General features: G+C 71.0%; 19 protein-coding genes and 2 pseudogenes. 18 read left to right on the forward strand and 3 right to left on the reverse strand.

Annotated features, from left to right (window positions below; translation table 11 throughout):
• Positions 1-66 precede the first annotated feature (66 nt).
• The 3 genes and pseudogenes from ACFQGU_RS09615 (at position 67) to ACFQGU_RS09625 (ending at position 4067) form a co-directional block, all read left to right on the forward strand.
• Positions 67-1644 carry an RNA polymerase sigma factor gene (locus ACFQGU_RS09615; protein WP_386766078.1) on the forward strand — a complete coding sequence of 526 codons (1578 nt, stop codon included), beginning with the start codon at positions 67-69 and terminating at the stop codon, positions 1642-1644.
• A 333-nt stretch (positions 1645-1977) separates the two neighbouring features.
• A pseudogene (locus tag ACFQGU_RS09620) lies at positions 1978-2400 on the forward strand (WS/DGAT domain-containing protein); the annotation flags it as partial.
• 101 nt (positions 2401-2501) lie between these two features.
• A complete protein-coding gene (locus ACFQGU_RS09625) occupies positions 2502-4067 on the forward strand; it encodes a flavin monoamine oxidase family protein (RefSeq protein ID WP_386766080.1) in 1566 nt (521 codons plus the stop codon).
• 751 nt (positions 4068-4818) lie between these two features.
• Here ACFQGU_RS09625 and ACFQGU_RS09630 read toward each other — a convergent pair.
• Both ACFQGU_RS09630 and ACFQGU_RS09635 read right to left on the reverse strand, forming a co-directional pair.
• Entirely contained in the window at positions 4819-6438 is a 1620-nt protein-coding gene (locus tag ACFQGU_RS09630; protein ID WP_386766082.1) for a cyclic nucleotide-binding domain-containing protein, read from the reverse strand.
• Positions 6439-6830: 392 nt separating this feature from the next.
• The gene (locus tag ACFQGU_RS09635; protein ID WP_386766084.1) at positions 6831-7283 is read right to left on the reverse strand and encodes a hypothetical protein; all 453 of its coding nucleotides are present in this window, start codon (positions 7281-7283) and stop codon (positions 6831-6833) included.
• Positions 7284-7847: 564 nt separating this feature from the next.
• Between ACFQGU_RS09635 and ACFQGU_RS09640 the strand changes: the two genes are divergently transcribed.
• The 7 genes and pseudogenes from ACFQGU_RS09640 to ACFQGU_RS09670 all read left to right on the forward strand — a co-directional run bounded on the left by ACFQGU_RS09640 (position 7848) and on the right by ACFQGU_RS09670 (position 14523).
• Positions 7848-9203 (forward strand): FAD-binding oxidoreductase, encoded by a 1356-nt coding sequence (locus ACFQGU_RS09640; RefSeq protein WP_386766086.1) that lies wholly within the window; start codon positions 7848-7850, stop codon positions 9201-9203.
• Between the two features lie 161 nt (positions 9204-9364).
• Positions 9365-10333, forward strand: coding sequence for a hypothetical protein (locus ACFQGU_RS09645; RefSeq protein ID WP_386766088.1), 969 nt, complete (start codon positions 9365-9367; stop codon positions 10331-10333).
• A gap of 87 nt (positions 10334-10420) precedes the next feature.
• Positions 10421-11734: an ABC1 kinase family protein gene (locus tag ACFQGU_RS09650; RefSeq protein ID WP_386766090.1), complete on the forward strand. Its 1314-nt coding sequence runs from the start codon at positions 10421-10423 to the stop codon at positions 11732-11734.
• A 240-nt stretch (positions 11735-11974) separates the two neighbouring features.
• Complete coding sequence (locus tag ACFQGU_RS09655; RefSeq protein WP_386766092.1) at positions 11975-12472, forward strand: hypothetical protein; 498 nt, start codon at positions 11975-11977, stop codon at positions 12470-12472.
• 304 nt (positions 12473-12776) lie between these two features.
• Positions 12777-12914: pseudogene (locus tag ACFQGU_RS09660) on the forward strand (sigma factor-like helix-turn-helix DNA-binding protein); the annotation flags it as partial.
• Between the two features lie 52 nt (positions 12915-12966).
• Positions 12967-13344 carry a nuclear transport factor 2 family protein gene (locus tag ACFQGU_RS09665; protein ID WP_386766094.1) on the forward strand — a complete coding sequence of 126 codons (378 nt, stop codon included), beginning with the start codon at positions 12967-12969 and terminating at the stop codon, positions 13342-13344.
• A gap of 231 nt (positions 13345-13575) precedes the next feature.
• Positions 13576-14523, forward strand: a complete 948-nt coding sequence (locus ACFQGU_RS09670; RefSeq protein WP_386766096.1) for a carbon-nitrogen hydrolase family protein — start codon at positions 13576-13578, stop codon at positions 14521-14523.
• A gap of 25 nt (positions 14524-14548) precedes the next feature.
• On the opposite strand, the gene ACFQGU_RS09675 is transcribed toward ACFQGU_RS09670, so the two are convergent.
• Positions 14549-15811 (reverse strand): ferritin-like domain-containing protein, encoded by a 1263-nt coding sequence (locus ACFQGU_RS09675; protein ID WP_386766098.1) that lies wholly within the window; start codon positions 15809-15811, stop codon positions 14549-14551.
• A 393-nt stretch (positions 15812-16204) separates the two neighbouring features.
• Between ACFQGU_RS09675 and ACFQGU_RS09680 the strand changes: the two genes are divergently transcribed.
• From ACFQGU_RS09680 to ACFQGU_RS09715, 8 genes are all read left to right on the forward strand, one after another.
• On the forward strand, positions 16205-17212 hold the full coding sequence (locus ACFQGU_RS09680; protein ID WP_386766100.1) for an LLM class flavin-dependent oxidoreductase: 1008 nt from the start codon (positions 16205-16207) through the stop codon (positions 17210-17212).
• Positions 17213-17341: 129 nt separating this feature from the next.
• Positions 17342-18670, forward strand: a complete 1329-nt coding sequence (locus ACFQGU_RS09685; protein WP_386766102.1) for a C69 family dipeptidase — start codon at positions 17342-17344, stop codon at positions 18668-18670.
• Between the two features lie 31 nt (positions 18671-18701).
• Positions 18702-19970, forward strand: coding sequence for a class-III pyridoxal-phosphate-dependent aminotransferase (locus ACFQGU_RS09690; RefSeq protein ID WP_386766104.1), 1269 nt, complete (start codon positions 18702-18704; stop codon positions 19968-19970).
• On the forward strand, positions 19967-20911 hold the full coding sequence (locus tag ACFQGU_RS09695) for a DUF6206 family protein (RefSeq protein ID WP_386766106.1): 945 nt from the start codon (positions 19967-19969) through the stop codon (positions 20909-20911). The genes ACFQGU_RS09690 and ACFQGU_RS09695 overlap by 4 nt, the downstream gene beginning before the upstream one ends.
• Before the next feature lie 142 nt (positions 20912-21053).
• Positions 21054-21701: a 4Fe-4S dicluster domain-containing protein gene (locus ACFQGU_RS09700; protein WP_386766108.1), complete on the forward strand. Its 648-nt coding sequence runs from the start codon at positions 21054-21056 to the stop codon at positions 21699-21701.
• Positions 21698-23626: an anaerobic carbon-monoxide dehydrogenase catalytic subunit gene (gene cooS, locus ACFQGU_RS09705; RefSeq protein ID WP_386766110.1), complete on the forward strand. Its 1929-nt coding sequence runs from the start codon at positions 21698-21700 to the stop codon at positions 23624-23626. Before ACFQGU_RS09700 ends, cooS begins: the two co-directional genes overlap by 4 nt.
• Complete coding sequence (locus tag ACFQGU_RS09710; protein WP_386766112.1) at positions 23623-24453, forward strand: ATP-binding protein; 831 nt, start codon at positions 23623-23625, stop codon at positions 24451-24453. Before cooS ends, ACFQGU_RS09710 begins: the two co-directional genes overlap by 4 nt.
• Complete coding sequence (locus tag ACFQGU_RS09715) at positions 24450-25700, forward strand: NAD(P)/FAD-dependent oxidoreductase (RefSeq protein WP_386766114.1); 1251 nt, start codon at positions 24450-24452, stop codon at positions 25698-25700. The genes ACFQGU_RS09710 and ACFQGU_RS09715 overlap by 4 nt, the downstream gene beginning before the upstream one ends.
• Positions 25701-25711: the final 11 nt, after the last annotated feature.

Genomic DNA, 25711 nt, shown 5'->3' on the forward strand with positions numbered 1-25711 from the left:
GAACGCCCCCACCCCCGCGGCTCGTCCCACCACCGCCGCGCGGAGCGCCCCCGCCGGTCGGGGGGAATGTCCGGGCCGTGTCACAATGTTCACCGGACGCCCCTTGCGCTCCGCCTCACCTCGCACGCCCCGGTGACCCCTGGATGCGTGCCCGCCCGCCCGACGAGAGGTTTGTTCGTGCCCTCGAAGCCGACCACGGCCACCAAGAAGACCGCTCCGGCCAAGGCTGCTGCGCCCGCGAAGAAGACCCCCGCGAAGGCTGCGCCCACCCCGGCTGCGAAGGCCGCTCCGGCGAAGAAGGCCGCGCCCGCCAAGAAGGCGGCCCCGGCCAAGGCTGCCGCTCCCGTCAAGGCCGCACCGGCCAAGAAGACCGCCCCGGCCAAGGCCGAGGCTCCCGCGAAGAAGGCGTCGCCGGCCAAGGCCGCCACCACGGCCGCCCCCGCCAAGGGTGCCGCCGTCGCCGAGGGCGACGAGGAGGACGTCGAGATCGATGTCGCCGAGCTCGAGGGCGACGTCGTCATCGACCCCGAGGCCGACGTCGCCGAGCCCGACCTCGCCGAGGCCGCGGTGCTCGAGGTCGAGCTGGAGGCCGAGCTGGCCGTCGACCTCGAGGAGGTCACGGGCGACGAGCCCAAGAAGGAGGGCGAGCCCGCCGCCGAGGAGGAGTCCGAGGCGTTCGTCATCTCCGACGTCGACGACACCGACGAGCCCGTCCAGACCGTCACGGTCGCGGGTGCGACCGCCGACCCGGTCAAGGACTACCTCAAGCAGATCGGCAAGGTCCCGCTGCTCAACGCCGAGCAGGAGGTCGAGCTCGCCAAGCGCATCGAGGCCGGCCTGTTCGCGGAGGAGAAGCTCAACTCCGGGATCAAGCTCTCGAACACCGCCCGCGGCGACCTCGAGTGGATCGCCGAGGACGGCCGTCGCGCCAAGAACCACCTGCTCGAGGCCAACCTCCGCCTGGTCGTCTCGCTCGCCAAGCGCTACACCGGCCGCGGCATGCTGTTCCTGGACCTGATCCAGGAGGGCAACCTCGGTCTGATCCGCGCGGTCGAGAAGTTCGACTACACCAAGGGCTGCAAGTTCTCGACGTACGCCACCTGGTGGATCCGTCAGGCGATCACCCGCGCGATGGCCGACCAGGCCCGCACCATCCGCATCCCGGTGCACATGGTCGAGGTCATCAACAAGCTCGCGCGCGTGCAGCGCCAAATGCTCCAGGACCTGGGCCGTGAGCCCACGCCGGAGGAGCTGGCCAAGGAGCTCGACATGACGCCCGAGAAGGTCGTCGAGGTCCAGAAGTACGGCCGCGAGCCCATCTCGCTGCACACCCCGCTCGGCGAGGACGGCGACAGCGAGTTCGGCGACCTGATCGAGGACTCCGAGGCGATCGTGCCGGCCGACGCCGTGTCGTTCACGCTGCTGCAGGAGCAGCTCGACTCGGTGCTCGACACCCTGTCCGAGCGCGAGGCCGGCGTCGTGAAGATGCGCTTCGGTCTCACCGACGGCCAGCCCAAGACGCTGGACGAGATCGGCAAGGTCTACGGCGTGACGCGCGAGCGCATCCGCCAGATCGAGTCCAAGACGATGTCCAAGCTGCGTCATCCCAGCCGTTCCCAGGTACTGCGCGACTACCTGGACTGATCCAGCGCCGTTCGCTGCTGAGACCCGTTGCTGCGCAGCGGGTCTCAGCGCTTGAGCCCGCGAACCGGACGGGTCGGTTCCGGCTGGATGGTCGATCTGCGAGCCCTCCGACCCGACCTCCCGCCCACCGTGCTCAACGGCCCGCTGGGAGCGCACCGCACCGCGGACTGGTTCACAGCCGACCTGGGCGACCTCTCCCGGGTCGCGGACCGAGCCGGGTGCCGGATCAACGACGTCTACCTCGCTGTCATGGCCGGCTGCCTGCGGAATGTCCTGATCGACAGGTCGGAGCTCGAGGCGACCACCCGCGTACGGGTCCTGGTGCCGGTGTCCATGCGCCGGAGCGCGTCCGACCTGCGCGCCGGCAACCTCGACGCGGCGTTCTTCATCGATCTCCCGGTGCACCTCGAGTCGCCGCGGGCGATTCTCGACGACATCGCACGGCAGACGAGCGGAGCCAAGGCAGCCGGCGACCCGCTCGCGACGGAGCAGCTCCTGCGCGCCGGTGACCTCGTACCCGTGCCGCTGCTCGATCGCGGCCCGGGCCTACGTGCGCCCGGCCAGGCACGGGTGAACTTCGTGGCGTCGGACGTCCGCGGGCCGAGCGAGCCGCTGGAGCTGTGCGGTCGACCGATCCGCGACATCGTGCAGTGCCTGCCGCTGGCGCTCGACGTGCGGGTCACGAGTGCGCTCGTGTCGTACGCCGGCCGCGCGGTCGTCTCGGTGACTGTCGACCACGCGGTCTCGCCCGATGCCTCGACCCTGACCCCGCCGGTCGGTGACAACCGCTATCGGTCGTGCCCTTCCACGGCTAGCATCCGTCGTCATCCAGCGACGTTCGCTGGCCAGGAGGCCCCATGCCGGAGTCCATCAGTCGTCGACGATTCCTCTCAGGAGCGGCGGCGGTCGCTGCGGGGGTCGCCCTGTCGGGTCCGCTGCCCGCGGCCTCCGCTGCGCGCCGCCGGAGCCGCGTCGTGGTCCTGGGCGCCGGGCTCGCCGGCCTGGCAGCGGCGTACGAGATCAAGAAGGCCGACCGCTCCGTCGACGTGGTCGTGCTGGAAGGACAGAACCGCGTCGGCGGTCGCGTCCTCACTGCCCGGACCGACAGCGACGGCGTCCCGTTCGCCGACGGCCTCCACGTCGAGCTGGGCGCGCATCGCATCCCGAGCAACCACGACCGGACCCTCGGCTACATCAGGGAGCTGGGCCTGGACTCTCAGGTCGTGCCCTTCCAGGACGTGCTGCCGGACGGTTCGCCGAGTCGCCGGAAGTTCGTCCTGCGCGATACGGCGTTCTACTCCGACGAGCCCTTCCCGGACGTCCTCGAGCTGACGCCCGACGAGCGTGCCGACGTCTACGCCGGGTACTGGTACTACGAGACGCGCTTCGTGAGCGGTCAGCGACCGCCCTCGGGGAGCAACATGCTCGGCAGGATCGTCGTGCCGCGCTTCGCCGCGACCGACTGGCCCTACGGCCGCAGCGACCGTGCCTCGGTCGACGCGTGGAACAGCATCACCCTCGAGCAGTTCCTGGCGGGCAACGGCGCCAGCGCCGACTGGATCCGCTTCTACAAGGCGGAGAACGGCTCGGAGCCGTCTGAGATCGCGGCGCTCCCGTGGCTCGCCCAGGACGTGCTGCATGCCAAGTGGTTCGACACCTTGTACCTGCAAGGTGGTCTGGACCAGATCGCTGACGGGCTGGCGGCACGGTTGACCGCGGCCGGGGTGCCCATCCGGCTGGAGCACGAGATCCTCTCCGTCACAGCCGGCCCATCGTCGACGAGCGTGCTCTACCGCGAGCCCTCGGGCGCACTGCGCAGCATCGAGGCTGCGCGCGTCGTGTGCGCGCTGCCGTTCTCCGCCCTGCGCTACCGCGGCGTCGACCTGTCCGGCGCAGGTCTCACGGCACAGAAGCGGTATTGGATCGACAACCTCCCCATGGTCGCCTCGGCGCGGGTCGCCCTGCAGTCAAGCACCCGGTTCTGGAACAGCGAAGGTCTCGAGGGTCTGCACCTGGTCGGTACGGACACCGCTCTCGAGCGGATCTGGCACTCCACCAGCACGCAGCCGGCGGGCAGCGGCATCCTTCAGGCCTACCTCCAGTCCGAGAGCGCGCGCAACGCCCCGGCCACGGGGACCATCGACTGGTTCGCGCAGCAGCTGGCCGGCGTGCTCCCGCAGGTGGCGGGAGGCGGAGGCTGGAACGGCCAGGGCGCCGCAAAGCTGTGGCACCTCGATCCGTGGGTTCGCGGTGCGTGGGCGTCGCCCGGCCCCGGCGACCTGGTCGAGGGCTTCCATGTCTGGGGTCGCCCCGAGGGCCGAATCCACTTCGCCGGGGAGCACACGTCGTTGTTCATGGGCTGGATGCAGGGTGCGCTCGAGTCCGGGCAGCGGGCATCGGCCGAGGTGTTGGCCGCCCTCTGACGGAGTCGATACTGTCGGCCGCGCCTGCAGGATCAGCCCGCCAGGGTTGGCCACTCACCTCTGCTCGACAGTTCGACGCAGCCACCATCGCTGCTCTCCGTCGCGACCCTGTGACGCACCGTCGATGCTGGCGTCGACAGAGCAGGGCGCAGCGCCATGCCGCACGGGAGGCGGGCCACAAGCCGGCGCACCTTCCTCCCCGAAAGCCACCGTCGCCCAGGAGCCGGTCCGTGATCCGTCCGACCCGTCGTGCCCGTCGTCCGCTTCTTTATCGAGAGCCGTAACCGGCGGATCGCTGATTAAGCAGCCAACCTAGGGCCGTAGCAGCGAGGCGTGACGCGCCTACTAGCTGGGCCTGTGCAAGCCCTTCCGCGGACACGCATCGAATAGCTCCGTCGATTGCTGTAACTGAAGTCCGTGACCTTCTTGATGGAATCGGCCCACACTGAGGTCAAGAGGATGACCGCGGACTCAGTCCAGGATAGTGACGCGCACAGCGCGGCCCACGCCTGCGTGATCCGTTGCCGCGCACAGCGTTCAGCCGTTCCTGGTGCGCGACTACCTGGACTAGGAGACAGGAACGAAATCAGTCGAACCCCTTGCGTAGCAGGAGGTTTCGTCGTTTCATCACATCAGGGTTGCCTCGCACAGCGCTCTCTCCCTGCACATGTAGGTTGAGGCGCAGCTTTCCGAGCCGGCTGGGTCGCGAGCCGGAGAGTCTTCCGAGCCCGCCAACTCCGGGTCGGCACGGCTAGCGCGACCCGCGCCGCTCGTCGGCCAACGCCCGTTCTTGGGCCACGTGCGCGACTGCCGCCGCCGCGGATGGGTGCCCAGCCACGAAGACCGTGAAGTCCAGTCGGGAGATCGCGAAGGTGGTCAGCTCGCCCACGGCGGTGACCGTTGCGGTGCGTGGGACCTGGCGCAACAGGGCCATCTCGCCGAAGCCGCTTCCCGGCCCGAGTTCGGCGACCATCGTGCCGTTCCGGCTGACCCGAGCACGACCCGACATCACCACGTGGAAATCGTCGCCGACGGCCCCCTGCACCATCACGTCCTCGCCATCGGCGAACGTCCGCTCGACCCCGACGGCCGCGAGGTGGTCCACCGCGGCCAGCGGAAGGGAGTCCAGTTGGCGACACTCGCGGAGGGCAGAGACGTTGTCGCCGGGAATGAGCCGGGTGTCGAGCCGGCGGGCCCACGGAATGCTGCCCGCGGCAAGCGTCACGAGCACGCATCCCGTGAGCCCCAACGAGGGACCGACGCCGAACTTCGGGACCGCCAGGCCGGCGACCAGGGAACCGATGGTGACACCCAGGACGAGGATCACTTCGAACGCGGCGAATGCTCGTCCGAGGATGGTGGGAGGGATCACCCTGGCGACCAGGGTGAATGCCCCGACGTCAAGCACCGCGTTGCCTACTCCGATGATGGCGAATCCGAGGTAGCCGACAGCCGGCACGGTCAAGAAGCCGAGGGCAACCATCGGAAGCCCCCAGAGAGCCACGCCCACTGCAACGGCTCGGCTGATGCGCGTCGAGGTGACAAGTGCGGCCGCGGCCGCACTGCCTGCCAGGCCTCCCACACCCATCATCGCCGTCAACCAACCGACGCCTGGGTCGCCCTGTCCGAATGTGTCGACCGCGAGGACGACCACGGCGATGAGGAGCACCCCGCGGGCGAATGTCTGCACGAACACCAGCGCGATGAGAGGTGGCTCCTGGAGCAGGGCGCGCAGGCCCACGCCGAACTCCCTGATCGCGGAAGCCAGCGTCATAGCGCTGCCGGGGTCACCGGGGGAAGTGACGTCGTGGATGCGGCGGACAGCAACCGCGGCTGCCCCCACCACGACCGCCGCCAGCGCCAGGCCCAGTGGTGGCGGGCCAACCACGAGTAGCACTCCGGCGAGCACGGGTCCTGCCAATGTACCGGCGCTCTCAGCGAACGCCGAGGCGGCGTTGGCCGCTGTCAGCTGCGCCGGGCTGGTGGCCAGGTGCGGAAGCAGTGCACCGCTCATGGGCCGGTGCGTACTGAACAGGACCGAAGCGAGCCCTCCGACGAGCAATACCGCCATCGGCGCTCCTGCGACCAGGAAGGCCGCGGCCAGAGCCAACAGGCCGGACCGCGTCGCGAGGACGGCTGTCAGCCAGCTCTCCCGCCGACCCCGATCGGACCACCCGATGACGACAGGCGTGACGATGAGGGCCGGCACAGCTCGCAGGATCGAGAAGCCGGCGAGCAGCCCGGGACCGCCGACCTCGTAGGCCACGACCAGCAGCACGACCAGCGACGCAGTCTCGGCGATGACCGACAAGCCCCAGGCCAGCACCGACCATCGGAGACTCGGCACCGCCATCACGGCGCGCAGCCTCACGCCGCGACCCAAGCACGGTCCGTCGATGTGGTGGGCCCCATCCGGCAGAGCCTGCCCTACCGCGGCGCGCTGCGCGGCCTATGGCCTGAGACGCGCCGCAGGCACGAGACCGGGTGGTGGCCTGACAGGGCACGCTCGGCTAGCAGCTGGGCTCCAACCGCCCGGTGCAACCTGATGCTGGAGACCCTGGGCTACCCGGATGCGCCTGGGGGCGATCGAGGCGGCCGGTGTCCCTTCTAGGTATTGCACCGCACAGCTCTCGCTGATCCCGTGAGGCACAATCCCTTTCGCACTGCGCTCAGGCGTCCGGAGTGCGCGACCAGTTGGGCTGAGCACCTCAGCCGATCACCCTGCAGCAGTCACGCTGAAGCCCGCTGCCCCGGCAGCGGGCTTCAGCCGTCTGCGAGACGGGCCAGGGAGTCGATGACGAAGGCGCGGTAGTCCGCCACCGCGACGAACGGCGCGCCGTCGGCTTCCGCGCGGGCGAGGACCTCGTCCGCTGCTGCGCCGGCGCGGAGCCCCGCATAGAGGTAGGCGACAGCCGAGGCGCGCGGCCCGGAGCGGCAGGTGATCAGGACCGGGCGTGGAAGTTCGTCCAGCGCTGCAACCTGTTGACGGGCCAGGTCGAGGTCGAGCACCCGCGGCGGATCCGAGATGACGTTCGCCGAGCTCCCCACCACGGCGACGACGTCGTCGTCGTAGCTCATGCCGCCCTCCATCCTGGCGAACTCGTCCCCGCACAGGAAGAGCCAGAACCGTGCGCCGAGGGACTCGACGAGCCCTTCAGGATCCGTCACCGCCCCGTGGTCGTATGCGATGTGGTCGGGGAGTGGGAAGTCGCTCACGTGGGCACCGCTCTCGCCCCGCGGGCTCACCAGGGCTCGCGGCTTCCACGAAGATGGGGGCGGCCGGCGGCGGGGGCCACAGTCTCGACGGGCAACGCGTCCTGGTGCACTGTGCCGACGACCGCGTGAGCCACGCCGACTCGGCGTTGATCACCGTGCCGGTCGGTCCACCGCGTGGGGATCGGCGTCGCAGTACCTCGCCGGCACAGCGATGGCGTACGCCACGTGCCCCGATTCGCGCTCGCCTTGGTGGCGCTCTGGTGCCCCGCGCAGCGTTCCCCAGGGTCCGGGTCGTGGTGCCGCGAACGCCTTCCCTCATGGTTCGAGCCGGGAGTAGCGTCGCGCCACTGCCATGGGCCGAGGCGTTGGGGCCATCGTGGGGCGGTGGTCACTCCTGACAGCGGGGGTTGTTCTGTCGCTGACAGTCTGCGCGCCGTGGTGGGAACCACCAGCCTGCAGGCTGATCAGCAGCACATCGACCGTACGTGCGTGTCGGCGCACAAGTCGGCCTCGATCACGGCCCTGACTCCAGATCTATCGCGTTTCACCACGTAAGGAGCGTCCATGCTGCAGGAAGCGATTCAGGACCTTCGAGGCCGGACGCGCGGTGAGGTCATCGAGCCTGCTGGCGGCGGGTACGAGGCGGCTCGCGAGGCCTACAACGCGATGGCGTCGGGACGCCCGGTGGTCATCTTCCGGCCCGCGGACCTGACCGACATCGTGACCGCGGTGAGGTGGGCAGCTGGTTCGGATCTCCCGATCGGTGTCCGCGGCGGTGGCCACAGCGTCGCCGGCCACTCGTCCCCGGACGGGGCGCTCCTCGTCGACCTGTCCCGGTGGCGGGGGGCGACGGTCGATCCCGCCACGAGGACGGCGGATGCGCTCGCGGGTTCGCGCTTGATGGATCTCGACGCCGCGACCTTCGCGTACGGCCTGGCCGCGCCGTCCGGCACGTTCATCGACACCGGTATCGGCGGCCTGACCCTGAGCGGCGGGATCAGCTGGCTCCTGTCGTCGGAGGGGTACGCGTGCGACGCGCTGATCGGCGCCCAGCTCGTGACGGCGGACGGCGACGTCCTCGAGGTCGACGAGGAGCACGAGCCCGAGCTGCTCTGGGGCCTTCGAGGCGGTGGCGGCAACTTCGGGGTGGTGACCCGCCTGAGGTACGCACTGACGGAGGTCCCCGCGATGTTCGGCGGTCGCCTCCGCTTCCGGGGCAGCTCCCTGCGCGATTCCATCCTTCGGACCTTCGAGGTCGAGGCCTCTGCGCCGGACGAGCTCGTGCTGGCGATGGTCGCCTGGCGCGCCGAGGATGGCTCGCCGTCGATCTCGGTGAACGTCGGGTGGCGCGGCGACCCGGAGAGCGGCATGGCTGCCGTTAGTGCGCTCGCGACACATCCGGCCTGCTACGAGTCCGATCTCAAGCCGATGAACTGGCTCCAGCAGCAGACGCTGTACCAGCCGATCCCCTTCGGGCTCCGGCAGTACTGGAAGGGCCATCTCATCGGGCAGCTGGACGAAACCCTGGCCGACGCCCTGATCGCGTCCGCCTCGGAGGCGAGCGACGAGTCGTTCGCGCTCGTCGAGCTCATCCATGGCAGGGCTCATCGCATTCCCGAGTCGCACGCCGCTTTCGGAGGGCGCAGCGCGGTCGCGAACGTGACGGCGCTCGCGATCTGGGAGGACGCGGCCGACGACGCGGCCGAGATCGCCTGGGCGCGCCGGTTCGCCGATCGCGTCTCGCCGCTCTCGTTGCGAGGAGGGGGCTACCTCAACTACCCCGAGATCGACCAGACGGCGAGCCGGGTCGCAGCCGCGTATCCACCGGACTCGTGGGCTCGACTTCGAGGGCTCAAGCGGCGCCTCGATCCGCACAACCGCTTCCGCTTCAACGCGAACATCCCGCCCGCGGACGCCTGAGGCATACGACCGCCTCCGACGGCAGCCACGCCGCGAGCAGCTGGGTCGCGTGCGTCTGCCGGCGCGCGACGTGACAACCTCCGTGGCTAGCCTGATGGCGGAGTGACTGGCTGCAGGCGAGTCTCCGGTGGGCGGTTGGCCGCTCCACGGGGAGGCGTGCCATGCGATACAGCATCCGTACCTGTCTTGCCGTTCTTGCCACGGCTCTGGTGATGTCAGCGTGCGGCTCAGCCACGTCGGACGGGAGCAGGAGCCCGTCCGCAGAAGCGGACATCTCCTTCTCCAACCCGACGGCGGGCCCGCTGCCGACCTACGCGACCATCGAAGAGCTGACGACCGCGCTGTCGCCCGACTGCCGATGGGTCATCCAGCACAACGACACCTCGACGCCGGACAGCGCCTGGTGCGAGCCCGAGTCGCTCGACGTCGCGCTGTCCCGCGATGGGGACGTGATGACGGTCGAGAGGGTCGCCACATTCCTCGGCGAGCCGAACGAGGTCTGCGAATGGTGGGGGATGCTCGTGCTCGGCTACTCGCTCACCCGCACAGGCGGGAGCGAGCTGTACTCAGCCGCCGGCGTCACCCCGACCGACCTGCCCGAGGTCACGTCGTCGGTGGAGACTCCGGGCGGCATCGTGTACGGCGGCAACTGGTGGACGACGTACGGCACCGCGGCTGACGGGCAGCGCCTCAGCGGCGCAACCGGCGGATTCCTCATCCCGGCTCCGTCGGGCTGCTCCAGCGAGTCGGCGGCCCCCGCCACCAGCAGCGCCGCTCAGCCGGCCGACTGCTCGAGCGGGTCGATCGAGTTCCTGGAGGCGCTGGTGACGCACGGGCTGTCGGGCGTGTCCGTCGAGACGGTCGAGGGCCGCGGGCCCCGGATGATGGACAGCGCCACGTGCATGTCCGACTACATCGCCCTCGCGGATGCAGCGTCGGTGGAGTCCGCCCTCACGGCGTATCTCACGTCCCTCGGTTACACCCTCGCCCAGGACCTGACCAAGGCCGACTACATCACGATCGTGGTCGGCACGGCCAAGGACAGGCCCAGGGTCGAGCTCCAGCTCCCTGTCGCGGCCGAGGGGTCCTCGGATCACACACCGTTCGAGGTCCTGGTGGCCGACGGGTGACCGTGCCCTCGAGGACGACCTCGGGTCGGGCCCCCCGCGGTCCGCCGGAGGGTCGCCGAGCGCCACCGCGCGGACGAGGATGGGGGCATGGCACCCGCCACGACCTCGGTGATCCGCTCGGCCCGGATTGCGGCGCTTGTCGCGGCCCTGACCGCGCGTTCCGCCGTGACTGCCGTCCGCGCCCGGGTGGATCCCGACCCGGCCCGGCTGCGGCGCGAGGCACGCGCTGCCAACGCCGAGGCCCTGCGCTCCACGCTGGGCGGCATGAAAGGCGGCGCGCTCAAGGCGGGCCAGCTGCTCTCCACCGTCGACTCGCTGTTCCCGCCCGATCCCGACCGCACGTGGACCGAGGCGCTCACCTCCCTGCAGGAGTCCAACCCGCCCCTGGCGTGGAACGAGGTCGAGCCGCTGCTGCACCAGGGCCTGGGAGGGCGCTGGCGCGAGCGGCTCGTCGAGGTCGACGAGGACGCGGCGGCCGCGGCTTCGCTCGGCCAGGTGCACAGAGGGACGTGGTGCGACGGTCGCGCGGTCGCGGTGAAGGTGCAGTACCCGTTCGCGAGGCAGGCGCTCATGAGCGACCTCGGCGCTCTGTCGATGTCGTTGCGGGTGGCCGGCGCGGTGCTGCCCGGCCTCGTGGCGGCACCGCTCGTCGACGAGCTGCGCGTGCGCGCGGCCGAGGAGCTCGACTACGTGCACGAGGCGACGGCGCAGCGGGCGGTCGCCACGGCGTTCGCCGGGTCGGAGGAGTTCGCCGTGCCCGACGTCGTGGAGGTCGGCGGCGGTGTGCTGGTGAGCGAGTGGCTCGAAGGCCGTCCGCTGGTGTCGGCGGTGGACGACGCCGACCTCGACCGGGCGCGCATCGCTGAGCGCTACCAGCGCTTCGCGCTGCTCGCCCCGGCGCTGAGCGGGTGGCTGCACGCCGACCCGCACCCCGGGAACTTCCGGATCACGCCCGACGGCCGGCTCGGTGTCCTGGACTTCGGCGCGGTGGTGCCGATGCCCGACGGTCTCCCCACGGCGTTCGGGCGGCTGGTGCACACGTTCGCCGACGAGACCGACGACGCATCGGCGCTCGACGCGCTGCGCGAGTTCGGGCTCGTCCGCGCCGGGCGCACGGTCGACGTCGCGAGCCTGCGCTCGGTCATGTCGCCGTTCGGCGAGCCCGCGCGCCACGACACCTTCCACTTCTCGCCGGAGTGGCTGCGCGCCTGCTTCGCCCGCGACGACGCCGCACGCGACCCCGACTACACCGCGGCGCTCGGCCTCGACGTGCCCGCCGAGCACCTCATGACCCAGCGCGTCTGGCTCGGTCTGATCGGCGTGCTGTGCCGTCTCGACGTGACGGTGCCCGTGCGGCCGGTCCTCGCCGAGCTCCTCCCCGGCTTTCAAGCAGCTCGGTGATCAGCCGCACGCAGGTCCTGCGCGACGGACACGGTGCTCGACGCCGACCCGCCGCGGTTCCGGGACGGCGTCGCCGTGCGCCGCACGGGCCGACGGGACAAGGTCGTCGGCGGCCTCCTCCCGCAGCCGCGCATCGCCCGTAGCGTCGGCGAGACTCGCGGCTGCCTGGCGGTCACGCTGGAGGTGGGCCACGAGCGTGCGGCTCCGGACGCTCGACCCCGTCACCGCCGGAGGTGCGCCATGAGTGACGTCCCCAACGGACCCGTGCTTCACCAGGACCACCCGACGCTGCGGGTGATCGGGCACGCCGCAGCCGTGATCGGCGGGGGCATCGTCCTGATCTACGCGGCCCTCGGCCTCTACACGGGTGTCCTCCTTGCGATCAGCCACACACTCGGCGCCGGGAGTGTGACCCAGCTTCCCGGGCTGCTCTTGAGCATCGTCATGCTGGGCTGGCTGATGATCGTCGGGCTGCTGACCGTGCTGGCGCTACGCCGCTGGCCGCGCAGCCTGGGCACGGCCGCGTGGCTCGCCGTACCGACGGCCAGCATCCTGCCGCCGATCACGATCGCCCTCGCCGAGCAGCCTGCGTGGCTGCTGCTCGCGGTCTGCGCCGTCATCGTCGCTCCGGTCCTCTGGCTCATGCATCGCAGGAACCAGCCGTGGGAGCAGCTGCTCTCTGTGGCCTGGGTGGCTGTCGCGCTGGGCGCGTTGGTGCTGCTCGGCGTCGACGTCTGACGGCGCTGACGGGATCGTCGATCGGCCCACGGCACCGGAGGGCCGACCGCAGCGTGGGTCAGCCGCGATTCGCAGTGAGGCTGATGCACCGTTCGTGGCCGGCCACCGCCGTGCTGCAGGGACCACCGCGGGTCGGCTTCCAGATCTTCCGCCGCCTCGGCGACGGGTGAATCGAGTCCATGGTGGAGGTCTGGACTCACCTGCAGTCCTCCTTCGACCCGGACGAGATCCGCATCGGCTGACGAGGCATCACACGGGACGGTTAGTTGCGCCACCGGAGTGGACTCGAGTGGCGAGCGCAGTTGGCCTCGCCGACGGCCAGCCCGAGACCCTCGACGAGATCGGCACGGTCTACGGCGTGACGCGCGAGCGCATCCATCAGATCGAGTCCAACACGATGTCCACGCTGCGTCATCCCAGCCGTTCCCAGGGACCGCGCGACGCAGTGGTCTGCTTCATCTCTGGCTGGGATGCCTGCGTCGTAGTCTGCGGTCATGAAGCACCCCGTACGCGCTGCGATCGAGGCCCGTGACATCGACGCGCTCGTGGCGCTCCTCGCTGACGACATCGTGTTCAACAGCCCCGTGGCCTTCCACCCCTTCACCGGCCGGGCCACCGTCGCGGAGGTGCTGACCAACGCGATGGAGGTCTTCACCGACTTCGTCTACGTCGACGAGCTCGCCGGCGACGACACGCACGGCCTCGTCTTCACCGCCCGCGTCAACGGCCGAGCCGTTGAGGGGCTTGACCACCTCCGCTTCGACGAGGCCGGTCTCGTCTCCGAGTTCACGGTGATGGTGCGGCCGCTGTCCGGCGTCATCGCCCTTGCCGAGGCGATGGCCCCGCGGGTGGCCCACCTCGCGAAGGGCTGATCACCCACGGGTGACGCCGCGGATGCACAGCGATCCTGGGCGGCGACGGCCTCAGCGGGGGACCGGACGAAGGCCGTCCTGGGAGAGGGGCGTCGGTGCCGCACCGGCCGTGAGCACCTCATCCCTGCAACGGCTCGGGATCCTGGAAGTCGCGCGCGACGTGGTGGTCGGGGGCCACACTCGAGGTGGCTCGTTGAGTCGCGGTCCCGTGATCGTCCCGAAGGAGTGCTCATGATCAGACAGCCTGTGAAGGTGGCGGTCGTGCAACGGCCGCCCGTCCTGCTGGATCGAGACTCCACCATGAAGGCCGCTGTCGAGGCGGTGCACGAGGCCGCTGACGCCGGAGCCGGCCTGGTGGTCTTCCCCGAGACCTACATCCCGGGATACCCGGTCTGGATCTGGTCGTTGCGTCCCGGAGGCGACTTCGGGCTCAGCCAGGGCATCCATGCCCAGCTGCTGGCCAACAGCATCGACCTGTCCACCGACGACCTCGCATCGCTGCAGCAGGTGGCGGCCGAGCGGAGCGTCGTCGTCGTCTGCGGAGTCCATGAGCGGGAGGGCTCGTTCAGCCGGGCGACGATCTACAACACGTTGGTCACCATCGATGCTGACGGCACGATTCTCAACCGGCACCGCAAGCTCGTGCCCACCAACCCGGAGCGGATGGTGTGGGGGCAGGGCGACGCCTCCGGGCTGCGCGTCGTCGACACGCCGTTCGGACGGCTGGGCGGCTTGATCTGCTGGGAGAACTACATGCCCCTGGCCCGGTACACGTTGTACGCCGAGGGCATCCAGATCTACATCGCCTCCACCTGGGACAGCGGAGACGCCTGGCTCGCCTCCATGCGCCACATCGCTTCCGAGGGCCGCTGCTGGGTCATCGGATCCGGCTGCGCCCTCGCGACCCGTGACATACCCGAGAGCTTCCCGTCGCGAGAGATGCTCTTCGAGGGCCAGGACGACTGGCTCAACCCGGGTGACTCGGTGATCGTCGCCCCCACTGGACACGTCGTTGCCGGACCGCTCCACCAGGAGTACGGGATCCTGTACGCCGACATCGACGTCGCCACGGCGAGCACCGAGCACCGCACCCTCGACGTGGCCGGGCACTACGGACGACCCGACATCTTCTCGCTCACGGTGGACCGCTCGCCGCAACTGCCCATTCATATCCAGTAGAGCCGATCGGTCGACGGGCTGCCGGTCAGGCTCGCTCGAGGTCGGACAGCAGACGGGCTGCCACGGCGCGCAGGTCGTCACTCACCTGGAGCAGCGCGTCCTCGCCGCACGCGGGGTGCTGCTCGGCGGCGTACGTCGCGAGGTCCTCGAGCCGTTCGGCGAAGCGGATCCAGGCGGCACGACGGTGCGGGAGGAGGAAGCTCGCGCGGTAGGGGAGCTGGAAGTTGGCCCCCGCCGTGGCACCCGGATGCTCGGGTCCTACAGGCAGACGGGCGAGCAGCAGGCCGAGCGGCTTGATCGCCTTGAACATCAGGTCCACCGCGGAGTCGGCGAGCGTCGCCCGCTGCTCGGCAGTCTCGTGCCCGAACGCGAAGTACCGCGCGATCATCTGCAGCAGCAGCTCGTAGACCGCGTTGAACAGGTCCGAGCAGGCGCCCGTGGCCGGGTCCGTGATGAAGAAGTCCGGCTCGATCCCTTCGACCGCCCGCATGCCCGCCGCAAGGACCGGGTGCACCGGGTCGAACCCGGGGTCGGCCGCGGTCATGAGGAGGTACTCCTCGCGAACGGCGAGGAAGCGACCGAAGTGGGCGTCGCTCCAGTCGCCGGTAGCGCCCTCTCCCTGCTCGACGATGCGCTCGAGCGCGGCCTGCGCCTCCTTCAGGTTCGTGATCGGGCCCAGGCTCGGCCAGCCGAACGCGGACTCGTCGGCCTGATGGAACCCCGGGCCGATGAAGAGCCGGTCCTCGCCGAGCTTGCTCGCGAGGTTCGCGAGACCTGCTGCGCACGACCTGTAGAGGTGCCCGACGGTCGCGAACTCCTGACCACGGGGCACGATCTCGTCCGCTCGCATCTGCTCGAGCGGCTCCCCAGCAGGCTCGAACCCCTCGGCGTCGGCGTGCTCCACGCCATCGGGACGCTCGAGGTAGACGAAGTGGTCCAGGGCACGCGTGCCGAACGGCAGCAGCCGCAGCTGCACGCCGGGCGGATACCCCTGTGCCTGGTGCGGGAGGTGCGGGCGGCTTACGAACGGTGCCGAGCCGACGGCGGCGAGAAGGTTCTGGACCACCGCCCAGTGCAGCATCTCCTCGCCAGCGATCCTGAGGATCACCGAGCGCCATCGCTCCACGGCTTCCGCCTGCGCGTCGTCGAGCCCGTCCTCGGCGGACTTCAAGCTGAATGCGGCGTAGAGGTACTGGCACATGAGGGCGTGCTCGAGCTCGGCACCCTGCGAAAGCAGGTACGTGAGCTCCTTGCGGTTCTCGACCGTGATCTCGGGCAAAGCCTCCACGAGGCCGAAGGTAGACCCCTCGCCCAGCCCGCGGAAGGTAGTCGCGCGCACGACGCTTGCCAGCCGCGTGCGCGATCCGATGCGAGGTGCCGCGCTCGGACGTTCCTGATGCGCGACGGCCTCGACCGGCAGGCACGCCCGACGACCGGCGCGACCCGGTGCACTGCCACGGGCAGTGCGCTGTGCGGATGTCGGTATCGAGCTCGCACGGCGGTCCAGGCCGAGAGGTCGCCGTGGCGTCGGCGTCGCGCCCGAGCCTCCCCTGTGCCGTCCCGGAGACCGCTCGGGGTGAGCAGGCGTTGGCTGCCGAGAGTGCCGGCGGTGTGGAACGATGCGGGCTTCGCGGTTGCGGTCTGGAGGTGCGGACCAGTGGTGGGAGCGGCCTCTGCAGACGTGCCCATCGGGATCGGCTTCACGCCGTTCGAAGACCGCCTCGATGTCATCGAGCGTGTCACGCGGCACGCCGAGGAACGCGGCCTGGCGTTCGTCTCCGTCGCGGAGGCCATGAGTCTGGCGGCACCGCTCGTGCTTGCCCGACTTGCGGCCGTCACGAGCCGGATCGGTCTGACAACAGGCGTGCTGTCGGTGTGGGGGCGTACGCCGGCCACCTTGGCCATGACCGCGGCGGAGCTGCAGCGGCAGTCGGACGGACGCTTCGTCCTCGGTCTGGGAGCCGGGACGGCCCCCATCGCCGAGGGCTTCCACGGGAATCGATGGGAATCGCCGCTGGGACGCTTGCGCTCGACGTGCCTCGCCGTGTCAGCGCTGCTGCGCGGGGAGCGGCTTCCAGACCCTCCGAGCCACGCGCGACCGCTGGCGCTCGCCAAGCCGCCTGACACGAAGGTGCCGCTTGCGCTCGCCGCCATCACCGATCCCAGCATCCGACTTGCGGGCGAGCTTGCCGACCAGTGGCTGCCCTTCCTGCTGCCACCTTCGGCGCTGGACCGAGGCGGAGAGCAGTTGAGGGCGTCCGCTGTTCGGCATGAGCGATCGACCGTGCCGACGGTGACGGCCGCTATCCCTGTCGCCATCGCGGAGGACGAGGCGACCGCATCGACCATCGCCGCCCGATGGCTCGTGACGTACTGCACGCGCATGGGGCCCGTCTATCCTCGCGTTCTGCGCGAGAACGGCTACGGCTCCGAGATCGACGCGCTGCTGGAGGCGAGCAGCGATCCTCGCACTCCCGTTCTGCCTGCCGCTGCCGAACGGCTGGCACGCGACGTGCTCGTCTTCGGCGCCCACGGCGACATGCGCGAGGTCCTCGCCCGCTGGCAGCAGCACGCCGACCAGATCACCCTGGTGGTTCCGTTCGCCAGCCAGCTCGACGATCTGCTGGTTCTCGTCGACCACGCGGTGACGCCGAGACCGCCCACGCGTCGCGGAGGTCTCTGCGGGTGAGCCGCATCTGAGCTGCTCCTTGCTGCGTGTCGGCCGCGCGGGGACTGCACGAGCCTGGACGCGCCGGAGGCGTCCGCGATTCTCGGTGACACCTGCCCTTCCGCGGCCGTGCTGGAGGACGATGCAGGTGTGTGCGACACCTTTGCTGCCATGGCCGACGCCACGGCCGACGGGTCGGTGATCCTGGCCAAGAACAGCGACCGCGAGCCGAACGAGGCGCACGAGGTGATGCTCGTGCCCGCGGCCGAGCACGCGGACGGCGCGCGCCTGCGCTGCACCTACCTCGAGATCCCGCAGGTGCGCCGCACCCACGCCGTGCTGCTCGCCAAGCCGTACTGGATCTGGGGCGCCGAGATGGGCGCGAACGAGCACGGCGTCGTCATCGGCAACGAGGCGGTGTTCACCAAGGTCCCGCACGAGGACGCCGACGGGCTCGTCGGCATGGACCTGCTGCGGCTCGGCCTCGAGCGGGCCGAGAGCGCCGAGGAGGCCGTGCAGGTCATCACGTCCCTGCTCGAGGCGCACGGGCAGGGCGGAAGGTGCGGGCACACGTCCGACATGCGCTACGACAACGGGTTCCTCGTCGCCGATCCCCGCGAGGCGTGGGTGCTCGAGACCGCGGGACGCGAATGGGGCGCGCAGCGCGTGGCGACCACCCGCTCGATCTCCAACGCGATCACCCTCGGACGCGACGCCGACCTGGTGTCGAGCGGGCTGGTGAGTCGAGCCGTCGAGCGGGGCTGGTCGCGCAGTCCCACCCAGTTCGACTTCGGCCGCGACTACTCCGACTTCCTCTACACGCGCTTCAGCGACGCGAAGGCACGGCAGTGCCGCACGTCGGATCGTCTCCGGGAACAGAGGGGGCGCATCGACGTCGCCTCGGCGGTCGCCCTCCTGCGCGACCACGGCGACGTCGGACCCGGCTGGTCGCCGGCGGGCCGCCTGCTCGGCCAGACGGTGTGCGCCCATGCGGGGTCCGGGCCGGTGCGCGTGAGCCAGTCGACCGGCTCGTGGGTCTCCCACCTCGCCGCCGACGGCACCTTCACGCACTGGGTCACGGCAACGTCCGCGCCGTGCACCTCGGTCTTCAAGCCGGTGTGGTTCGACGGCGGGCCGCCCAGCACCGGCCCTCAGCCGCAGAGGCGGTACGACCGCAGCACCCTCTGGTGGCGGCACGAGGACCTGCACCGCGCCACCCTCGCCGACTACCCGACCCTGCATCCGCTCTACGCGGACGAGATCCTCGCGCTCGAGGCACGCCTGCGTGACGAGGCGGCCACTGCCGCGACACCTGACCAGCGCGCCGACGTCTCGCGCTCGGCCTTCGCCGAGGCCGCCTCCGCCGAGGAGCGCTGGACAGCGTCCGTCCGTGCCCGCGCCCGTCGCGCGTCGCCCCCCGGGCTCTACGGCCGAGCGTGGCGAGGCTTCGACCGCGCGGCGTCCCGCCCTGTCCCGTGAACCGCCGCACCGACCCGCTGGGAGCGCCCCGATGAGCACGCGCGACGACTCTGACCGGCCGACCCGCGCCGAGGTCCTCGACCTGGCGGAGCGCTACGCGTGCCCGAACCGGGTTCGCACGCTCAGGGCCCTCGGTGTCGACCTCGTCGTCGGGGCGCGTGAGGGGTACCGGCTCTGGGACCTCGACGGACGCGAGTTCCTCGACCTTCACCTCAACGGCGGCGTGTTCAACCTGGGGCACCGCAACCACGAGCTGGTGGCCACGCTCGTCGACGCGCTGCAGACGCTGGACATCGGCAACCACCACTTCCCGAGCGTCGAGCGGGCCCTGCTGGCCCGCGACCTCGTCGAGCTGACTCCGGGGATGAGGTACGCCGTGTTCGCCAGCGGCGGCGGCGAGGCGGTCGAGGTCGCGCTCAAGAGCGCCCGTCGCGCCACCGGTCGACGACGCATCGTGTCCGTGAGCGGCGCCTACCACGGTCACACGGGGCTCGCGCTCGCGGCGGGCGATGAGCGCGCCGCCGCGTCCTTCCTGTCCGAGGGGGCGCCCGGCGAGTTCGCCCACGTGGGCTTCGACGACCTCGCCGCGATCGAGCGCGAGCTGGCGTCGGGCGACGTCGCGGCCGTCGTGCTGGAGACCGTCCCCGCCACGATCGGCTTCCCGCTCCCGTCGCCGGGCTACCTCGCCGGCGTGCGGGACCTCTGCGACGCAGCCGGGGCCCTCTACGTCGCCGACGAGGTGCAGACGGGGCTCGGCCGCACGGGGGAGCTCTGGGGCGTGCAGCGCGAGGGCGTCGTCCCCGACGTGCTGGTGTGCGGCAAGGGGCTCTCCGGCGGGCTGTATCCCATCGCCGCCGCTCTGCTCTCCGAACGTGCGGGCGCCTGGCTCGAGGAGGACGGCTGGGCGCACATCTCGACGTTCGGCGGCGCTGAGGTCGGGTGCCGCGTGGCGCGCGAGGTGCTCGCCATCACCGACCACCCGGCGACCCGCGGCCATGTGCGCGGGCTCGTCGACCGGTTCGCCGACGGGCTGGCGGGCATCCGCGACCGATACCCCGACCGGCTGGTCGAGGTGCGCCAGACGGGCCTGGTGATCGGCCTGAGGCTCTCGCACCCTCAGGGCGGCATGCTGCTCACCAAGGCGCTCTACGACCGTGGGGTGTGGGCGATGTTCGCCGGCTTCGATCCCTCCGTCCTGCAGGTCAAGCCGGGCCTGCTGCTCGACGCCGCGACGGCCGAGCTCGCCCTGGAACGGCTGGACGACGCCGTCTCGTCCCTGCCTGCGGGGACCGCGGCGTGAGAGGGGCGCCCGCGGAGGCCGAGGAGGTGCTGCGCTCCCTGGAGAACCGGCTCGATCCGGCGCAGCCCGAGAAGGCGGGCGGGCTCCAGGTGCTCGGCTACGGCGAGGTGTCGGCGTGCCTGCGCCTCGACGGTCTCGACGGGTGGATCGTCAAGCGGATGTCGGGATTCGCCGACGAGCCGGCTGCGCGCGCGTACGCCTCGCTCGTGGACGACTACCTCGTCAGGCTCACCGCGCGCGGCGTGAGCGTCGTCGAGACGCACGCCCTGCTGGTGCCCCGCCCCGGCCGACCGCCTGTCGTCGCCCTGCTGCAGCCGATGCTGCCCAGCGAGTCCCTCGGGCACCGGCTGCTCGTGCGTGCTGACGACGCCGTTGTCGCCGACGCCGTCCACCGGGTGCTCGCGACCGTCCTCGCCCTCCACCTCGCCGGTACGGAGGACGCCGACGGGCTCGAGGCCGCCGTCGACGGGCAGCTGTCGAACTGGTCGTTCGCGGAGGCCGAGGCGCCCGTCCTCGTCGACGTGGGAACGCCGTTCATGCGGCGGGCCGGCCGGCACCTGGTCGACATCGCGTGGCTCGAGCGGCCCATCCCGCCGGGGCTGCGCGCGTACTACCACCGAAGGGCCCTCGTGGGCGCCTACCTCGACGACTACTACGACCCCCGCACGGTCGCGCTGGACCTGCTGGGCAACTTCCACAAGGAGGGCCGGCCCGACCGGATCCCGCTCGGCATCGACATCGTGAACCGATGGCTGGTCGACCACCGCGACGCTCTCGGCGAGCGGGCGCCGTTGAGCGGGGTCGAGGTCGAGTCCTACTACCGCTCCGATGCCGACCTGCTCGCCCTGTACCTCCGGCTCCGGCGCGCTGACCGGTTCCTGCGCACCCGGGTCCTCCGCCGGCCCTACGACTTCATCCTCCCCGGCCACGTCCGACGCTGACGGCCGCGAAAAAACTGCCCGTCCAGGGAAGTCCTCGGCGCGCGATCTCGTCGGTCGCGGGTCTACCGTGGCAGATGTACGAGGTGCTCCGCCGCTCCTCTGCAGGCCGGGGCACGTGCCGCGACCGGCGAGAGGCGGCGTCATGGAACTGGTCTACGTCAATCCTGAGAAGTGCATCGGCTGCCTCCAGTGCGAGCTCGCCTGCGCGGTCGAGCACTCGACATCCCGCAACGTCGCCTCCGCATGGGCGGAGCAGCCCGTCCCACGGACGCGGATCCACGTCGTGCCCGGCCCGGTGGCCGGATCCGCGTATCCGGCCCGGTGCCGTCACTGCGACCCGGCGCCCTGCGTGCAGGTCTGCCCCACCGGGTCCATGGCACGCGACGAGAGCCACGACGTGGTCGTCGTCGACGTCGAGACGTGCATCGACTGCGCCATGTGCGCGATGGTCTGCCCGTTCGATGCGCTGACCTACCACCCCGTGGCGGCCTCGGACGGTGAGCGCACCGTCGCGGTGAAGTGCGACGGCTGCATCGAGCGGCTGCGTCGGGGCGAGCAGCCGGCGTGCGTCGAGGCCTGCAAGGTGGGCGCGCTCGTGTACGGCGACATCAACGATCTGGCTGCGCAGGGTCGGCTGCGCCAGTCCGGACTGGTCCTCGCCGCGGTGACGGCGGCCGAGGCCGAGGAGGACGCGCGTAGTGGGGGGCCGGTCGCCGCGTGGCGCGCCTGGGGCGCGTCGGCGGCGAACGTCGTCGCAGCAGCAGCACGAGCCGAAGGAGCCGCACGATGAGCACGATGCAGCGCAGGGACCCGCGGACGATGAGCATCGCCTCGGACGCCCAGCAGATGATCGAGGTCGCGAGGTCCGAAGGCATCGAGACCGTGTGGGACCGCCTGGAGGCCCAGCAGCCGCAGTGCGGCTTCTGCGTCCTGGGCGTGAGCTGCCGCAACTGCGCCATGGGGCCGTGCCGAGTCGACCCGTTCGGCGCGGGCCCGCAGAAGGGTGTGTGCGGGGCCGGAGCCGACGTGATCGTCGCCCGCAACCTCGGCCGCACCATCGCCGCCGGCTCCTCGTCGCACTCCGACCACGGGCGCGACATCCTCGAGGTGTTCGCCGCGACGGCCCACGGAGAGACGACGGGCTACCGCATCCAGGACGTGGGCAAGCTGACGCGGCTGGCGGCCGAGCTCGGAATCCCGACCGAGGACCGGACGACGACACAGGTCGCCGTCGACCTAGCGGACCGGCTCATGGATGACTTCGGCACCCGGCGCGCATCGTTGTCCTTCGTGGAGAGGTCGCCGAAGCCCCGCCAGGAGCTGTGGGACCGGCTCGGCGTGACACCGCGCGGCATCGACCGGGAGAACGTGGAGATGCTGCACCGCACTCACATGGGCGTGGACAACGACCCCGTCAACATCCTGCTGCACGGGCTCCGCACGAGCCTGGCGGACGGCTGGGGCGGATCGATGATCGCCACAGAGCTCTCCGACATCATGTTCGGCACCCCGTCGCCGGTGATGTCGACGGTGAACCTGGGCACGCTGAAGCCCGGCTGGGTGAACATCGCCCTCCACGGGCACAACCCGATGCTCTCCGACGTGATCGTGCAGGCGGCGGAGGACCCGGCGCTGGTCGACCGCGCACGGGAGCTCGGTGCCGAAGGCATCAACCTCGTGGGCCTGTGCTGCACCGGGAACGAGCTGCTCATGCGGCGCGGCGTCCCGATGGCGGGCAACCACCTCATGCAGGAGCTGGCCATCATGACCGGCGCCCTGGAGGCGATGGTCGTCGACTACCAGTGCATCATGCCGTCCGTCACGGACGTGGCGCGGTGCTACCACACGGTCGTCATCTCGACCGCGGACAAGGCCAGGTTCCCGGGCGCGGTCCACGTGTCCTTCGACCCTGGCCGGGGCCTGGAGATCGGGCGGGACATCGTGTCCCGGGGCGTCGAGGCGTTCGCCAACCGCAACCCCGACCGGGTCCGCATCCCCGACGAGCCCGTGGAGATCATGGCCGGCTTCTCGGTCGAAGCCATCCTCGGCGCGCTCGGCGGCACGCCGGCGCCTCTGGTCGAGGCGATCGCCGATGGACGCATCCGCGGGGCCGTGGGAGTCGTGGGCTGCAACAACCCCAAGATCACCCAGGACTACGGACACGTCACCCTCACCCGTCGGCTGATCGAGAACGACATCCTCGTCCTCGTCACCGGGTGCGCAGCGGTCGCCAACGGAAAGGCCGGTCAGATGGTGCCCGCGGCTGCGTCCCTGGCCGGGCCCGGCCTGCGCGCCACCTGCGAGGCGCTGGGGATCCCGCCCGTCCTGCACATGGGCTCGTGCGTCGACAACACCCGCATCCTGGTGCTGGCCGCGGCGCTCGCAGACCACCTGGGCGTCGACATGAGCCAGCTGCCGCTGGCCGGTGCCGCCCCCGAGTGGTACTCGGAGAAGGCCGTGGCCATCGGTGCGTACGTGGTGGCGAGCGGCATCACGACGGTGCTCGGCGTCGACCCGCCCATCCTCGGGAGCGCAGCCGTCACGGGGCTGCTCACGAGCGGGCTCGACGACGTGGTCGGTGCCAAGTTCGCGGTCGAGGCGGACCCGGAGAAGGCCGCGGTGCTGATCCGCCGCCACATCGAGGGGAAGCGTGCCGCGCTCGGTCTCCCTGCGCACGACCTCGACCAGATCAGGGAGCCGGTGGCGACGGCATGACCGAAATGCGGCCAGCGCCACTGCGCGTCGTGGTCACCGGCAAGGGCGGCGTCGGCAAGACGACCCTCACCGCTCTCGTCGGGCGACAGCTCGCGCGGTCGGGTCAGAGGGTGCTCCTGGTGGACGCCGACGAGCAGATGAACCTCGGCCGCACCCTCGGGCTGCCGCCGGCCGCATGCCGCGCCGTCGTGCCGCTCTCGCGCCAGGACGACTACATAGCGGAGACGGTCGGCGCGCGGCCCGGCGAGAGCGGCGCCATGCTCCGGCTCAACCCCGACACCTCCGACGCCGTCGCGCGGTTCGGGATCGATGGACCCGACGGCGTCCGGCTCCTCGTCATGGGCGGGCTGCGCGCCGCGGGCGGCGGTTGCCTGTGCCCCGAGCACTCGTTGCTCAGCGCGGTCGTCGCAGGAGTCGGCCGTGAGCACGCGGACGTCGTGCTGATGGACACCCACGCCGGCGTCGAGCATTTCGGCCGGGCCCTTGCCCGCGGGTTCGACAGGGCCCTGGTCGTGACCGACCCGTCGGCGAACGGCGTCGCCGTCGCCCTCGAGACCGCACGCCTGGCGAGGGATCTCGGGATCCCGCGCATCATGCTCGTGGTCAACCGTGCCCGCTCGTCCGCCGACGGGGATCGGGTGGAACGGCTCCTCGCGGACGAGGGCGGATTCCGTTTCGAGTCGGTGACCGTGCTGCCCTGGGACGACTCCGTGCTCGACTCGGACCCGTCCGTCGGCGCCCTCGTCGACGGTGCGGGCCGCCTGGCCGCGTCCACGGCCCCACTGCTCGCCGGGTGGCTCACGCCCAGGAGGGAGCTCGTGACATGAGGACCGTCATCATCGGTACCGGACCCGCGGGGATCACCGCGGCCGAGGTGCTCCGGCGGCACGATCCCGACGCCGACCTCGTCCTCGTGACGACGGAGCACGAACCCCCGTACTCGCCGCCGGCGATGGCCGACCACTTCCTGACCGGGCGCCGTGCGGGCCTGTTCTGGAAGGGCGAGGACGTCTGCGAGCGATGGGGCGCCACAGAGTTGCGCGGGGTCCAGGCGGTGTCGGTCGACACGAGGGCGCACGAGGTCGCGCTGTCGGACGGCCGATCGCTCGACTACGACTCGCTGCTGATCGCGTCGGGCAGCAGGCTGCACGCGTCGCTTCCCGGCAACGAGCTCAGCGGCATCCACGACTTCAAGTCGCTGGACGCTGCACGGCGGATCCTCGGCGGCGTCCGGGACGGGAGGGTACGACGCGTCCTCGTGGTCGGGTCGGGGTTCATCGGCGTCGAGCTCGCCCTGCTGCTGAGCGATCTCGGCGTCCACGTGACCGTCCTGGGCCGGCGAGGCTGGGTGATGCCGCGGGTGCTCGACCCCGACACCGCCGCCGTCGCCGAGCGCGCGATCCGCGCTCGCGGTGTCCACCTCATGCTGGGGGTGCCCGCTTCCGCCTTCGTCGGCGACGAGACGGTCGAGGGTGTAGAGCTGGCCGACGGAACGACCCTGCGCGCGGATGCGTTCGTGGCCGCCACGGGCGTCAAGCCGCACATCGAGTTCCTCCACGACTCGGACGTCGCGACCGACTGGGGCGTCCTGGTCGACGATCGGATGCGCACCACAGCGCCCGACGTCTACGCAGCGGGGGACGTGGCCGAGGCATCCGACCGGATGACCGGCAATCGATACGTGCATGCGATCTTCCCCAACGCGGTCGCGCAGGCCACGGTCGCGGCTCTCAACATCCTCGACCGGGACACGGCCTACGCCGGAGCAGAGTCGATGAACAGCCTCAAGCACCTCGGGATCCCGCTGGTGTCCATCGGTGACATGGAGGGCGAGGACCGGCTGCAGTGGCGGTCCGGGGACGCGCTGCGGACGGTGTGGCTGACCGACGGCCGGATCGTGGGCGCACGGCTCGCGGGAGAGATCTCCGGTGCCGGCGTCTACCGATCCCTGATGCTGCGGCGCGACGACGTGCGACGGTTCGGGCGGCGACTCGTCGAACCCTCGTTCGGCAGCGGGGATCTCGCGCTGACCGCCCTCATGCCCGACCTTGCCCGGAGCGCCCGGGTGGCCTGACCCCGGGCGGC

Source organism: Longivirga aurantiaca (assembly GCF_042660085.1).
GTDB lineage: Bacteria > Actinomycetota > Actinomycetes > S36-B12 > CAIYMF01 > Longivirga > Longivirga aurantiaca.